The sequence below is a fragment of the Phenylobacterium sp. VNQ135 genome (genome assembly GCF_049445735.1).
Lineage (GTDB): Bacteria > Pseudomonadota > Alphaproteobacteria > Caulobacterales > Caulobacteraceae > Phenylobacterium.
The window spans coordinates 403,341-417,168 of the sequence record NZ_JBMSDS010000005.1; the positions used below are offsets into that span (position 1 = coordinate 403,341).

The window sequence follows — 13,828 nt, forward strand, 5'->3', positions numbered from 1 at the left end:
ATTGAAACTGCGGCCGGTTCGCGGGACATAGGCGTCCATGGCTCACGCCCACCATCACGATCACGACCATGATCACGACGATCATGAGCACGATGAGCACGGCCACGCGCACGGCTTCGGCCACCATCACCATGCGCCCGCCGACATGGGCCGCGCCTTCGCCGTCGGCGTCACGCTGAACATCCTGTTCGTGGCGGCCGAGGCGGCGGCGGGCTTGTGGACCGGCTCGCTGGCGCTGCTCGCCGACGCCGGCCACAACCTCTCGGACGTGCTCTCGCTGCTGCTGGCGTGGGGCGCCATCGTGCTGGCGCGTCGGGCGCCGTCCGGACGCCGCACCTACGGGCTGCGCAAGGGCACGATCCTCGCCTCGCTGGCCAACGCCGTCCTCCTGCTGGTGGCCGTGGGCGCGATCGTCTCCGAGGCGGCGCACCGCCTGCGCGAGCCCGCGAGCGTCGAGGCCGATGTGGTCATGCTGGTCGCGGGCCTGGGCGTGGTCATCAACGGCATCACGGCCGCCTTCTTCATGCGCGGCAGCCATTCGGACCTCAACGTCCGGGGGGCCTTCCTGCACATGGCCGCCGACGCGGCGGTGTCGCTGGCGGTCGTCGTCGGGGCCTTCGCGATGTCTCAGACCGGCCTGCTGTGGATCGACCCGGCCCTGAGCCTGATCATCGCGGCCGTTATCGTGCTCGGCACCTGGGGGCTGCTGCGGGACTCCGCAGACCTTGCCCTCGACGCCGCGCCGCGCGGCATCGACGTGGAAAAGGTCCGCCGCTGGCTCGCCGCGCAGCCGGGCGTCACCGAGGTGCACGATCTGCACATCTGGGCCATGAGCACGACCGAGACGGCGCTCACCGCCCACCTCGTGCGGCCGCAGAACGCCGACCACGACGCCTTCCTGCACGCCGCCTGCGAGGGACTGGAGCGGAAATTCAACATCATCCACGCCACTCTGCAGGTGGAGACCGACGCCGCGCACGTCTGCCGCCTGCGGCCCGCCGAGGTGGTGTGACGACGGCGCTGGCCCTCTATGGCGCGGCGACACGCCTCCTGGAGCCGCTCGCCCCGCTGGCGCTGAAGGCCCGCGCGCGGCGCGGCAAGGAAGACCCCGGACGGGTTGGCGAACGGCTGGGCCGCAGCGATCGGCCGCGCCCCCCAGGCCCGCTCCTCTGGCTGCACGGCGTCAGCGTCGGCGAGAGCGTTTCGCTGCTGCCGCTGGTCGAGGCGCTAAGGGCGCGGCGGCCCCACGTGACGGTGCTGGTGACCTCGGGCACGGTCACCTCGGCGGAGGTGCTGGCCAAGCGCCTGCCGGCCGGCGTGATCCACCAGTACGCGCCGGTCGACACCCCGGGAATCGTGGCGCGCTTCCTGGAGCATTGGCGGCCCGACCTGGCGGTCTTCGTCGAGAGCGAACTTTGGCCCAACCTGATCACGGCCGCCCGCGACCGGGGCGTGAGACTGGCCCTGCTCTCGGCACGGATGACGGAGGCCAGCGCCCGCGGCTGGTCACGAGCCCCGGCCTCGGCGCGGGCGCTGCTCGGCGCCTTCGATCTCGTGATGCCGCAGGACGATGCGGTGGCGGCCAGGCTGGCCGGCCTCGGCGCCGCGGCAGGGGAGACGCTGAACCTGAAGCGCGTCGGCAAGCCCCTGGACGAACGGCCGAAGGACCTCGCGCGGCTGCGCGACATTCTCGGGCCGCGCCGCATCGTGCTGGCCGCCAGCACCCATCCCGGCGAGGAGGCGCTGATCGCGGACGCCCTGCGTGGCCTGGACGCCCTGCTGATCCTGGCGCCGCGTCATCCCGAACGGGGACCGGACCTCGCCCGGCGCTTCGACGCGCCCCGCCGGAGTGCGGACGCCCTGCCCTCGCCGGAGACGCGGGTCTATGTGGCCGACACCCTCGGCGAGCTGGGGCTGTTCTTCCGGCTGGCGGACGTGACGATCATGGGCGGAAGCCTGCTGCCGGGGATCGGGGGCCACAACCCGCTGGAGCCGGCGCGGTCCGAGGCCGCCATCGTCACCGGCCCGCATGTGTTCAACGCCGCCGACCTTTACGCCGAGATGCTGGCCGAGGGCGCGGCGTTGCAGGTCGAAAGTCCCGAGGCGCTACGCGCCGCCGTGGAACGACTGCTGAACGACCGCGCGGCGGCGCGTCGGCTTGGAAAGGCCGCACGCGCCTACGCCGAGCGCCAGGGCGCGCAGCTCGACGTCGCCCTGGCGGCCTTGGAGCCGCTGCTGCCATGAAGCTCGCGACGCCCCGCTGGTGGTACAGCCGCGACCGGCGGGTGATGCCGATGACGCGCGGCCTGCTGACGCCGCTGTCCTGGGTCTGGACAGGCGTGACGGCGCGCAGGATCGCGCGCGCCAGGCCGGCCGATGCGGGCGTTCCGGTGATCTGCGTCGGGAACGTCACCATGGGCGGCGCGGGCAAGACGCCGGTCGTGCGCGAGATCGCGCGGCGGCTGGACGCCCATGTCCTGACGCGTGGCTACGGCGGCCGCGAGGCGGGACCGCTGCGGGTGGATCCAACGCGCCATGACGCCGACGACGTCGGCGACGAGCCGCTGATGCTGGCGACCGACTTGCCGGTGTGGGTGTCGCGCGATCGGGCGGCAGGAGCGCGCGCCGCCGCCGAGGCCGGCGCCCGCGTGATCGTGATGGATGACGGCCACCAGAACCCGTCCGTGAGGAAGGCGCTGTCGCTGGTGGTGGTGGACGGCGAGACGCGGAACGGCGAGTGGCCGTTCGGCGACGGCCGCGTCTTCCCGGCGGGGCCGATGCGTGAGCCCCTGGAAGCGGGGCTGGCGCGCGCCGACGCCAGCGTCGTGCTGCTGCCGGCGGATCTGGAAGCTCCGGACCCCGAACTGCTGGCGGCGCTGGCGAGGAGGCCCGTCCTGATCGCCCGGCTTGTGTCGGCTGGACCACCGCCGCCCGGCCCCGTGGTCGGCTTCGCCGGCATCGGCAAGCCGTGGAAGTTCGAGCGTGCGCTGAAGGCGGCGGGCGCCGAGCTCGCCGACTTCGCGCCGTTCCCGGACCACTTCGCCTACGATCCCGCGGCGCTGAAGCTGCTGGACGAGCGGGCGGCGCAGTTCGGCGCGCGGCTGGTCACCACGGAGAAGGATTGGGTGCGCTTGCCGTCGGACTGGCGGGCCAAGGTCACGCCCTGGCCCGTGCGGGCCGCGTTCGAGGACGAGGCGGGGCTGGACCGCCTACTCTCCGCGCTCTAGCTCGCCCCCGCCTTCTTCGCGAACGCCCAGCTCGTCTCGGCCAAGGCCAGCACGCGCGGCCCCATGCTGGCCGCGTCCGGATGGTTGGCGGTGCCGTCCCGCACCCGGCCGAGGATGCCCTGAACGATGCCGGCCAGGCGGAAGGTGTTGTACGAGAAGAACCAGTTCAGGTCCGGCAGGCTCGACCGGCCGGTCCGCGCGCAGTAGAGCTCCACCGCCTCCTCGATGGTCGGGATGCCGTGCGCCTTCAGGTCGGGAAGCTGCGAGATCGTGCCGTTGACCCAGTTCATCAGCAGGTAGGCGAAATCGGCCAGCGGCTCGCCCAGGGTGGCGAGCTCCCAGTCGAGCACGGCGGCGACGCGCGGCTCGGTCGGGTGGAAGATCATGTTGTCCAGGCGATAGTCGCCGTGGACGATGGAGGTCCGCTCCTGGTTCGGGACGGTGGCCGGGAGCCACTCGATCAGCCGCTCCATCTCGGGAATCTCGCGATCCTGCGAGGCCTTGTACTGCTTGGTCCAGCGGTCGACCTGCCGGGCCATGTAGTTGCCGGGCTTGCCGAAATCCTCCAGGCCGATCTTCACGTGGTCGGTGTTGTGCAGGTCGGCGAGGGTGCCGATCTTGGCGTTGAAGATCGCCCGGCGCTCTTCGGGGCTGTAGGCCGGCAGGGTCTGGTCCCAGAGGACGCGGCCTTCCACGCAGTCCATCACGTAGAACCAGGTGCCGATGACGCCGTCGTCGGTGCAGAGGCCGTAGGTGCGCGCCACGGGAAAGCCCGTGGGGCCGAGGGCCGAGATCACCTTGTACTCGCGGTCCACCGCGTGGGCCGAGGGCAACAGCTTGCCCGGCGGCTTGCGGCGCAGGACGTATTTCTTCGAGGGCGTGATGAGCTGGTAGGTCGGGTTGGATTGACCGCCCTTGAACTTTCGGACTTCCAGCGGCCCCGCATAGCCCTCGACGTTGGCCTGGAGCCAACGCTCCAGGGAAGCCTGGTCGAACTGCTGGGCCTCGGGAACAGCCTCGGTGCCCGTGTTGGCCTTCTCGCGCTCCTGCTCGGCGGCGACGTCCGCGGTGACGGCCATGGCGTTCCCCTTCGTACGATTGTTTGAACCCTTTTAGCGACGGCGACCCAGCGTGAGCAAGGCAGCGCGCGCTTGACCCCGCGTCCGGAAGCGGGTTCGGAAGCGGCTCCATGAGCGACAACGACGTCGAGGCGATCATCGAGATCGAGGCTCCGCCCGCAGCCGTGTGGCGGGTGATGATCGACACCGAGCTGGCCTGGCGCTGGCTCGGCGCCTTCGGCTTCCGACCCAACGTCGGGCAGTTGTTCGTGATGCAGCCCAGCCGCCGCCGCCGGGAGACCACGGATCTGGAAGGTGCGATCCCCTGCCGACTCGAAGTCGTGGAGCCGAACCGGCGGCTGCGCTTCCGATGGACCTATCCTGGCCGGCCTTCCACCGACGTGACGCTGACGCTGACGCCCATCACCGGCGGCACCCACGTCCGCCTCACCCACACCGGCTGGGAGGCCTTCGACGACGAGGTGAACCCCGCCCGGATGGATGCGGCGCTGGCGGCGCTGCGGGACGCCTGGGCCAACACGGTGCTTCCCGCCCTGAAGGCCGAGGTCGAGGGCTAGCGGCCGAGCGCCCGCCAGCCGATGTCGCTTCGGCAGAAGCCGTCTGGGAAGTCGATCTTCTCGATGGCGGCGTAGGCGCGGTCGCGGGCGGTGCGGAGGTCGGGCCCGCGGGCGCAGACGTTCAGCACCCGCCCACCCGCCGCCCGGAGCGTCCCGTCGGGGTCGCGGCGGGTGCCAGCATGGAAGACCACGGCGCCCTCGCCGAGATCGCCGTCCAGCCCGCGTATCTCGCCGCCCGCGGCGGGCGTGCCCGGGTAGCCCTTGGCCGCGAGCACGACGCAGACCGCCGGCTCGTCGCGCCAGACCGGCTGCGGCATGCTCTTCAAGGTCCCCTTGGCGCAGGCGTCCAGATAGGGGACCAGGTCGCTTTCCAGGCGCAGCATCAGCACCTGGCATTCCGGGTCGCCGAAGCGGACGTTGAATTCCACCAGCTTCGGGCCTGCTTTGGTGGCCATCAGCTCCACGAACAGCACGCCGCGATAAGGCGAGCCGTCCGCGGCGATTCCGGCGAAGGCGGGCTCCACAAGCCGCGTGCGCACCTGTTCCACCAGGTTCGGCGTGAAGACGGGGGCCGGCGAATAGGTCCCCATGCCGCCGGTGTTCGGCCCCTGCTCGCCGTCGAAGGCGCGCTTGTGGTCCTGGGCCCAGCCGAACAGCATGGAGGTCTCGCCGTCGCAGAGCGCGAAGAGCGAGCCGATCTCGCCCTGCAGGAACTCCTCCACCACCACCCGCGCCCCGGCCGCGCCGAAGCGGCCGCCGAAGGCGTCGTCGATGGCGGCTTCGGCCTCGCCACGGTCCTGGGCGATGGTGACGCCCTTGCCGGCCGCAAGGCCGTCGGCCTTGATCACATAGGGCGCCTCGAACAGCTCCAGCGCCGCGCGCGCCTCATCGGCGCTCTCGCAGACCCGATAGGCTGCGGTGGGCAGTCCGTAACGGTCGGCGAAGGCCTTGGTGAAGGCCTTGGAGCTCTCGAGCTGGCCCGCGCCGGCGCTCGGCCCGAAGCAGGGGATCTGCTCGCCTTCCAGGGCGTCGGCGAGGCCGGCGGCGACCGAGGACTCGGGCCCGATCACGACCAGGTCGGCGGCGATCTCGCGGGCGAGCGCCACCAGGCCGTCGACGTCCGTCGCAGAGACGTCGCGCAGCTCGGCCTGGGCCGCCATGCCGGGGTTGCCGGGCGCGGCGACGAGCCGGGTGACGAGCGGCGAGGCCGCGATCTTCCAGGCGAGCGCGTGCTCACGGCCGCCGGAGCCGACGAGAAGGATGTTCATGGACGGCCGCTTTGGCGGCCCGGGCCGCCCCGGTCAAGCCGGCAGCTAGCCGGCGTCCACATCCAGGGCGTAGCCGGCCGAGCGGACGGTGCGGATCGGGTCCCCGCCCTCGGACGCGTTCAGCGCCTTGCGCAGGCGGCCGATGTGCACGTCGACGGTGCGCGCCTCGACATAGACGTCCGAGCCCCAGACGGCGTCCAGGAGCTGTTCGCGGGAGAACACGCGGCCCGGGTGCTGCATGAAGTGGTCCAGCAGGCGGAACTCGGTGGGCCCCAGGTGCACCTCGGAGCCGGCGCGACGCACACGGTGGGCGACGCGGTCGATGACGATGTCGCCGCAGCGGACGCGGTCCTCGGCCAGGCCAGGGCGCAGGCGGCGCAGCACCGCGCGGATACGGGCGGCGAGTTCGCTCATCGCGAAGGGCTTGACCACATAGTCGTCGGCGCCGGTGTCGAGACCCCGGATGCGGTCGGTCTCCTCGCCGCGGGCCGTCAGCATGATGATCGGCACGTTGCGGCTCTCGGTGCGCTGGCGGATGCGGCGGCAGACCTCGATGCCCGACACCTTCGGCAGCATCCAGTCCAGCACGATCAGGTCAGGCAGGCGCTCCTGCACCTGGAGGAGGGCCTCCTCGCCGTCGCCGGCGAGCGTGACCTCGTAGCCTTCCTTCTCGAGGTTGTACTGCAGCAGGGTGGCGAGGCTGTCCTCATCCTCGACCACCAGGACATGCGGCGTCACGGCGCGGTGCTCCCTTCCAGCGCATCGGTCTTGGGTCGGGCGCCGGAGATCGTGTCCTCGCCCGTGATCTCGTAGTGGATGAGTTCGGCGATGTTGGTGGCGTGGTCGCCGATGCGCTCGAGGTTCTTGGCCGCGAACAGCATGTGCGTGCAGGCGGTGATCGTGCGCGGATCGCCCATCATGTAGGTGAGCAGCTCGCGGAACAGGCTGTTGTAGTGCTCGTCGACCTCGTCATCGGAGGACCAGACCGACTGCGCCCGTTCCAGGTCGGAGCGGCTGTAGGCATCCAGCACGGCGGTGAGGCGGTTCAGCACCAGCTTGCCCATCCGCTCGATCGAGCGGGTGAGGGGCGAGGTCATCGGCTCTTCCTCGATGATCACGAGGGTGCGCTTGGAGATGTTCTTCGCCAGGTCCCCGATGCGCTCGAGGTTGTTGGCGATCTTCATCGCCGCGACGGTCTTGCGCAGGTCGTTGGCCATCGGCTGGCGGAGCGCGATGAGCCGGATCGCCCGGCGCTCGATGTCGCGCTCGGCCACGTCCAGCCGCTCGTCGCGGGAAACCACCGCCACGGCCTGGTCCTGGTCGCGCTTGACCACCGCCTGCAGGCAGTCGGCGACGGCGGCCTCGGCGAGGCCGCCCATGCGGACGGTCTCGGCCGTCAGCGCGTTCAGCTCGTCTTCGTAGGATTTGACGATGTGCTCGTTCATCGGCTCCGTCCTCAGCCGAACCGGCCGGTGATGTAGTCCTGGGTGCGGCTGTCCCGGGGGTTCGTGAAGATCTCGTCGGTGTTGCCCGCCTCGATCAGCTTGCCCAGGTGGAAGAAGGCGGTCTTCTGCGAGACCCGCGCGGCCTGGGCCATCGAGTGGGTCACGATGACGATGCAGTACTCCTCGCGCAGTTCGTCGATCAGCTCCTCGACGCGCGCGGTGGCGATGGGATCCAGCGCCGAGCAGGGCTCGTCCATGAGGATCACCTCGGGGTTCACCGCGATGGCGCGGGCGATCACCAGGCGCTGCTGCTGGCCGCCCGACAGGCTGGTGCCCGGCGCCTGAAGGCGATCGGCCACCTCGTCCCAGAGGCCGGCGCGCTTCAGCGAGGTCTCGACCACGTGCTCCAGTTCGCGCTTGCCGGTGGCGATGCCGTGGATGCGCGGGCCATAGGCCACGTTCTCGAAGATGCTCTTCGGGAACGGGTTCGGCTTCTGGAACACCATGCCGACGCGCGCGCGCAGCAGGACGGGGTCGATGCTGCGGGCGTTGACGTCCTCGCCGTCAAGCTCGATCCGGCCGGCCACCCGCGCCGAGGCGATGGTGTCGTTCATGCGGTTGATGCAGCGCAGGAAGGTGGACTTGCCGCAGCCGGAGGGGCCGATCAGGGCGGTGACCGCCTTCTCCGGCATGTCCAGCGAGACGTCGAACAGGGCCTGCTTCTCGCCATAGAAGACGCTGACGTCGCGAGCGCGCAGCTTCGCCGGGGCGTCGACGGCGTGAGCCCCGTGGCCGCGCAGTTCAATGTGCACCGGACCGCCAGGTGCGCCGTCGGGCTGGGTAAGCATGTTGGACCTCGAGATGGGGCGGCGCTGGGTCATGGCTACCAGCGCCGTTCGAACCGGCGCCGCAGCACGATGGCGGCGAGGTTCATGACGATCATGAAGACCAGCAGGACCATGATGGCCGCCGCGGTCCGCTCGTGGAACGCCCGCTCGGAGGCGTTCTCCCAGATGAAGACCTGGACAGGCAGCACGGTGGCGGCCTCGGTGATAGCGGCCGGCACACCGGGCACGAAGGACACCATGCCGACCATCAGCAGCGGGGCGGTCTCGCCCAGGGCGTGCGCCAGCGACAGGATGGCGCCGGTCATCACGCCCGGCATGGCCAAGGGCAGGACGTGGTGGAACACCGTCTGGGTGCGCGAGGCGCCGACGCCGAGGGCGGCTTCCCGGATCGACGGAGGCACCGCCTTGAGCGCCGAGCGCGTGGCGATGATGATCGTGGGCAGGCTCATCAGCGCCAGCACCAGCCCGCCCACCAGCGGCGAGGAGCGCGGCACGGCCAGCCAGTTGATGAACACCGCCAGGCCCAGCAGGCCGTAGACGATGGAGGGCACCGCGGCGAGGTTGTTGATGTTGACCTCGATGACGCTGGTCCAGCGGTTCTTGGGCGCGAACTCCTCGAGGTAGACTGCCGCCAGCACACCGATCGGCACCGACAGGAGCGCGGTGACCAGCAGCATCATCGCCGATCCCACGACGGCGCCCAGCACGCCGGCCTGTTCGGGCTCGGTCGAGTCGGAGCGGGTCAGGAAGCCGGTGTTGAAGCCGGACGAGACCATGCCCTGCGCCTTCAGCGTCTCGAGCCATGCGATCTGGCGGTCGTCCAGCTTGCGGTCGCCCTCGGCGGCGGAGGCGTCGACGTGGCCCTTGTAATAGAGCGCGGCGTCCGCGCGGACCGGCCCGGTCACGGTGACGGTCTGGCCGATCAGCCTGGGGTTGGCCCGCACCTTGTCCAGCAGCTGGAAGCCGAGGTCGGTGGACAGCAGCGCCGAGACCTTGCCCGAGGTGACGCCCATCGCGTCGTCGGTCTCGCCCAGCTTGGCCAGGACCGCGTCGGCGACCAGCAGGTCGTAGTTCGCCCCCGTCGGATCGGCCGGATCGATCCGCGCCGGGTCCAGATAGACGGGCACGCTCATCCGGTAATCGATGAAGGTCGTGTAGCCCTGGGTGACGATGCGTCCCAGCAGCAGGGCGAGGAAGGCCAGCGCGACGAAGATCGCCGCCCGGCCATACCACATGAACCTGAGCTCGCGCGCCCGGCGGGCCTTCAGGCGCGCGGCGATGGCGGAGCGGTCTTGGGCCGCCGGGGCGCCCGCGGTCCGTCCGGTCGGGGGAAGGGCCGCGTCAGTCATACTGTTCCCGGTACTTCTGCACGATCCGGAGCGCGATGACGTTCAGGATCAGGGTGATGACGAAGAGCGTCAGCCCGAGACCGAAGGCGGACAGCGTCTTCGGGCTGTCGAACTCCTGGTCGCCTGTCAGCAAGGTGACGATCTGCACCGTCACCGTGGTCACCGTGTCGAGCGGGTTGAGCGTGGTCTTGGCCTGCAGGCCGGCGGCCATGGTGACGATCATGGTCTCGCCGATGGCCCGCGAGACGGCCAGCAGCAGGGCGCCCATGATGCCCGGCAGGGCGGCCGGCATGACCACCTTCTTGATGGTCTCCGACCGGGTTGCGCCCATGGCCAGGCTGCCGTCGCGCAGCGACTGCGGCACCGCGTTGATGATGTCGTCCGACAGCGAGGAGACGAAGGGGATCAGCATGATCCCCATCACCGCGCCGGCGACGAGCGCCATCTGGTTCTGCACCTGGGTGAGATAGAGGCCGAGCTCGTGGAAGGGGCCGTCGACCAGCCGGGCGCCCAGGGCGTTGAAGGCCGAGCGGAAGAGCGGGCCCACCGTCAGGGCCGCGAAGAAGCCGTAGACCACCGTCGGCACGCCCGCGAGGATCTCCAGCAGCGGCTTGACGATCGCCCGGGTCGGGCGGCTGGCGTACTCCGCCAGGTAGATGGCCGAGAGCAGGCCAATGGGCGCGGCGACGATCATGGCGATCACCATGATCAGGAAGGTGCCGACGAACAGCGGGACGGCCCCGAACGCGCCGGCCGTAGCGAACTGGTCCGCGCGCATGGCGATCTGCGGATCCCAATCCAGGCCGAACAGGAACTGGTGCGGCGGCACGGCCCGGAAGAAGCGGAAGCTCTCGAAGGCCAGCGACGCGACGATGCCGATGGTCGTCAGGACCGCGGCGGCCGAGCAGGCGATCAGCAGGACCGAGGTCCAGCCCTCGACCTGCTGGCGGGCGCGGAAGTCCGGCTGCACGCGGCGATAGGCGAACATGAAGCCCGCCGCGGCGAGGGCCAGCGCGAGCACGATGGCGCCCAGGCGCAGCGCCATGGCGGCGCGCGCCGCCTCGCGCGCCTCGTCGTCGAGCGCGGCGCGGACATCCGGCGCGTAGAGCGTCTCGCTCGGCGCGTAGCCCGCAGCGATCGAGAGCGCGTCATCGTAGAAGAACGAGCGGGCCTGCGGCTCGAGCGCCTGGACGGCGGCCGGCGGCTCGGCCTCCACGACGGCGGCGACGATTCGGCCGCCGAACGCCCCGTGCAGCAGCAGGACGAGCGCCGCGGGCACAGCCGCCCAAAGCATCACATACGCGCCGTGATAGCCCGGCCGGGAGTGGGAACGTGCGCCGCCTGCGCCCGTCTGGGCGGTAAGCTTGCGGCGGCCCAGCACGTAGGTCACGGCCGAGAAGAGGACGAGCGCCGCGAGGACGGCCCAGGTGATCATGGCGTGGCTCTTGGCGCCTCAGGGCGCGGGGTTGGCTCAGCGCAGGCCACCATGCCCGCGCCGTGCGGACCCATTGCTACACTTCCATGACACTTTCACGACGGTGACCGGCCGCGGCTCCTTCGTCGCCAGGCTCGGGCAGGTAGACGGTGAAGGTCGCGCCCTCGCCACGGACGCTTTCGACCTGCAGCCCGCCGCGATGGCGATTGACGATGTGCTTGACGATCGCGAGGCCCAAACCGGTGCCGGAGCGCTCGCCGCTCTTCTGCCCTTCGACCCTGTAGAATCGCTCCGTCAGGCGCGGCAGGTACTCCCGTTCGATCCCTGGTCCCTGATCGCCCACCCGCAGCACCGCGTAGGTCGCGCCGGTGTGATCGGGCGTGAGCAGCGACAGCCGCGGCGCATCGGCGCGGACGCCGGCGGCGGCCGCGTCCGCGGTCTGGCCGCAGCCCATGGAGATCGCCACCGTCCCGCCGTCGGGCGAGTACTTCAGCGCGTTGTCGACCAGGTTCTGGACGACCTGCACGAGCTGGTCCCGGGCGCCCAGGACGGGCGCGTGCCCGCGCTCGGGGCGCCTGACTTCGAGCTTAACGCGCCGCTCGGCGGCGAGCGGGCCCACCGCATCGACGACATCGGCCACCACGTCGACGAGGTCGACCCGGTCGCTGGGGGCGACGTGTTCATTGAGCTCGATGCGGCTCAACGACATCAGGTCGTCGATGAGCCGGTTCATCCGCTCGGCCTGCGCTCCCATGATGGCCAGGAACCGGTCGCGCGCGCCCTCGTCGGCCTTGGCATGGCCCCTCAGCGTCTCGATGAAGCCGGACAGCGACGCGAGCGGCGTGCGCAGCTCGTGGCTTGCGTTGGCCAGGAAATCGACCCGCGTCCGCTCCACCTGGCGCAGCTCGGTCTCGTCGCGCAGCGAGACCAGCGCGAGGTGCGCGCCGTCGAACCCGAGGCCGATCGGCCGTGCGAAGGCGCGGAAGGTCCGGGACTGCGCGCCGCCGGTCTCATAGACGGCCTCGGTGTCCTGGGCGCGGAACAGAGCGGCGTCCACGGCCTCCAGCAACTGGGGGTCGCGGATCAGATTGACCAGCAGCCCCTCGACTCCGTCGATCCGGAAGAGCGCGCGGGCCGCGCTGTTGGCGAAGACATAGCGGCGGCCGGTGAAATCGTCAGGCTCCAGCCCCGACACCACGAGGATCGGATCGGGCAGGACGTTGATCAGCGCGGCGTAAGGCAGGGTCTCGCTCACGCCGGGCGTGACGGCGGGCGCGAGAGGATCCTGGTCGTCCTCGGATCTGCGATCGGCGACGATCATGGCGACCGCCGTGACGGCGGCCACGAACACCATGGCCGCCACGGCGCCGCCGCCCGCCACCGCGCCTTGAAGGGCGAACACGGCCAGGGCCGCGAGGCCCGCGCCGCCCGCGGCGAGCGTAGGCCAAAGCGGCGCTTCCCCCCGGCGGGACGCGGTCGGCGGTGGCGACTGCGGCAGGCTCAAGCGAATCTCCGTCGACAGACTGTCCAGCATCGCCAAACCTGTGTCACGGCCGTGACACTGGCGACGTTCGCGCGTTTGGACGCATGCTGCAGCGCCTGCGTGGAGGTTCCCTCATCATGTCCGCCGAAGAGATCGAGAGCCTCCGGCAAGCGCTCGCCGCCCAACGCGAGCTTCAGCGGGAAGCCGACCATCGGGTCAAGAACAACCTCCAGCTCATCTCCTCCTTGGTCATGCTGCATGGCCGCCGCACCGCCGACGAAGGGGCCAGGCAGGCGCTGAAGGCGGTCCAGCAGCGCGTGACGGCGGTGAGCGCCGCCCACCGCTACGTGACGCGGGAGAGGGGGTCGGAACAGGTGGATCTGGCCGCCCTTGTCCGCGAACTCGCCGGCGATCTCGCCGCGGCGGCGGGGCGGGAGGGAATCGCGATCAGCCTGGACCTGGAACCGGTGTTCGTCGGCGCACGCGACGCCGCGCCGCTGGCGCTGATCCTGAACGAGGCGCTGGGCAACGCCCTGGCTCACGCCTTTCCGGACGCCAGGCCAGGCCGCATCGCCGTCACGCTGCGTGACACCGACGGCGGGTTCGAGCTCGCGGTCGCCGACGACGGCGTAGGTCAGGCCGGGGCGGCGCCCGGCTTCGGCCGCACGATCCTGCAGCTCCTCAGCCAGCAGCTCCGCGCACGCCTTGAGATCACGGACGCGCAACCCGGCCTGCGAGTCGCCGTTAGCGTCCCCACGAACCAGGCTCAGCCTTGAGGACGGATGGACGCTTCCCAGATCGCCAACATCGTCGGAACGGGCGCGGCCCTATGCTCGATGACGAGTTTCGCCCCCCAGATCCTCAAGATCTGGCGCGAACGCGACGCCTCTTCGGTGTCGTTGCGTATGTACATCGTCACGGTCACGGGCTTCGCCCTGTGGATCGCCTACGGCGTGCTGATCAAGAGCTGGCCGGTGACGGGCGCCAACACCGTCTGCCTCGTGATGTCGGCCACCATCCTGGCGCTGAAATGGCGCTTCTCGCGCAGAGGCGCAGCCGCGCGGGAGGTCTAGCCAGCGACGGACGCGCGCCGTAAGTCCCTGGCTGCGGCGGCTTGGACGTCTCGGCAGGAGGCAG

At 70.8% G+C, this 13,828-nt stretch carries 14 protein-coding genes; 6 read left to right on the forward strand and 8 right to left on the reverse strand.

What is annotated here, in order from left to right:
- Positions 1–37 precede the first annotated feature (37 nt).
- Genes ACO2Q0_RS19765 through lpxK form a run of 3 tightly spaced genes read left to right on the forward strand, consistent with a single transcriptional unit; the run spans position 38 to position 3,227 of the window.
- A complete protein-coding gene (locus ACO2Q0_RS19765; protein WP_423353228.1) occupies positions 38–1,012 on the forward strand; it encodes a cation diffusion facilitator family transporter in 975 nt (324 codons plus the stop codon).
- Positions 1,009–2,244, forward strand: coding sequence for a 3-deoxy-D-manno-octulosonic acid transferase (locus tag ACO2Q0_RS19770; protein ID WP_423353229.1), 1,236 nt, complete (start codon positions 1,009–1,011; stop codon positions 2,242–2,244). The genes ACO2Q0_RS19765 and ACO2Q0_RS19770 overlap by 4 nt, the downstream gene beginning before the upstream one ends.
- Positions 2,241–3,227 carry a tetraacyldisaccharide 4'-kinase gene (gene lpxK / locus ACO2Q0_RS19775; RefSeq protein WP_423353230.1) on the forward strand — a complete coding sequence of 329 codons (987 nt, stop codon included), beginning with the start codon at positions 2,241–2,243 and terminating at the stop codon, positions 3,225–3,227. The genes ACO2Q0_RS19770 and lpxK overlap by 4 nt, the downstream gene beginning before the upstream one ends.
- On the opposite strand, the gene ACO2Q0_RS19780 is transcribed toward lpxK, so the two are convergent.
- Entirely contained in the window at positions 3,224–4,306 is a 1,083-nt protein-coding gene (locus tag ACO2Q0_RS19780; RefSeq protein ID WP_423353231.1) for a phosphotransferase family protein, read from the reverse strand. The genes lpxK and ACO2Q0_RS19780 overlap by 4 nt on opposite strands.
- 110 nt (positions 4,307–4,416) lie before the next feature.
- Here ACO2Q0_RS19780 and ACO2Q0_RS19785 point away from each other — a divergent pair, with 110 nt between their 5' ends.
- Positions 4,417–4,863 carry an SRPBCC family protein gene (locus ACO2Q0_RS19785; protein WP_423353232.1) on the forward strand — a complete coding sequence of 149 codons (447 nt, stop codon included), beginning with the start codon at positions 4,417–4,419 and terminating at the stop codon, positions 4,861–4,863.
- Here the strand turns inward: ACO2Q0_RS19785 and purD are convergent.
- From purD to ACO2Q0_RS19820, 7 genes are all read right to left on the reverse strand, one after another.
- Positions 4,860–6,131, reverse strand: a complete 1,272-nt coding sequence (purD, locus tag ACO2Q0_RS19790) for a phosphoribosylamine--glycine ligase (RefSeq protein ID WP_423353233.1) — start codon at positions 6,129–6,131, stop codon at positions 4,860–4,862. The two genes, ACO2Q0_RS19785 and purD, sit on opposite strands and share 4 nt — an antisense overlap.
- 45 nt (positions 6,132–6,176) lie before the next feature.
- Positions 6,177–6,869 carry a phosphate regulon transcriptional regulator PhoB gene (phoB, locus tag ACO2Q0_RS19795; protein ID WP_423353234.1) on the reverse strand — a complete coding sequence of 231 codons (693 nt, stop codon included), beginning with the start codon at positions 6,867–6,869 and terminating at the stop codon, positions 6,177–6,179.
- Positions 6,866–7,576 carry a phosphate signaling complex protein PhoU gene (gene phoU, locus ACO2Q0_RS19800; RefSeq protein WP_423353235.1) on the reverse strand — a complete coding sequence of 237 codons (711 nt, stop codon included), beginning with the start codon at positions 7,574–7,576 and terminating at the stop codon, positions 6,866–6,868. Before phoU ends, phoB begins: the two co-directional genes overlap by 4 nt.
- Positions 7,577–7,587: 11 nt before the next feature.
- Positions 7,588–8,457, reverse strand: a complete 870-nt coding sequence (gene pstB, locus ACO2Q0_RS19805) for a phosphate ABC transporter ATP-binding protein PstB (RefSeq protein ID WP_423353236.1) — start codon at positions 8,455–8,457, stop codon at positions 7,588–7,590.
- Positions 8,458–8,459: 2 nt separating this feature from the next.
- Positions 8,460–9,773: a phosphate ABC transporter permease PstA gene (gene pstA, locus ACO2Q0_RS19810; RefSeq protein WP_423353237.1), complete on the reverse strand. Its 1,314-nt coding sequence runs from the start codon at positions 9,771–9,773 to the stop codon at positions 8,460–8,462.
- Entirely contained in the window at positions 9,766–11,208 is a 1,443-nt protein-coding gene (pstC, locus tag ACO2Q0_RS19815; RefSeq protein ID WP_423353238.1) for a phosphate ABC transporter permease subunit PstC, read from the reverse strand. The genes pstA and pstC overlap by 8 nt, the downstream gene beginning before the upstream one ends.
- Positions 11,209–11,284: 76 nt before the next feature.
- A complete protein-coding gene (locus ACO2Q0_RS19820) occupies positions 11,285–12,610 on the reverse strand; it encodes a sensor histidine kinase (protein ID WP_423353239.1) in 1,326 nt (441 codons plus the stop codon).
- A 218-nt stretch (positions 12,611–12,828) separates the two neighbouring features.
- Between ACO2Q0_RS19820 and ACO2Q0_RS19825 the strand changes: the two genes are divergently transcribed.
- Both ACO2Q0_RS19825 and ACO2Q0_RS19830 read left to right on the forward strand, forming a co-directional pair.
- Entirely contained in the window at positions 12,829–13,467 is a 639-nt protein-coding gene (locus tag ACO2Q0_RS19825; protein ID WP_423353240.1) for a sensor histidine kinase, read from the forward strand.
- 6 nt (positions 13,468–13,473) lie between these two features.
- Positions 13,474–13,764 (forward strand): SemiSWEET family sugar transporter, encoded by a 291-nt coding sequence (locus tag ACO2Q0_RS19830; protein WP_423353241.1) that lies wholly within the window; start codon positions 13,474–13,476, stop codon positions 13,762–13,764.
- Positions 13,765–13,828 lie beyond the last annotated feature (64 nt).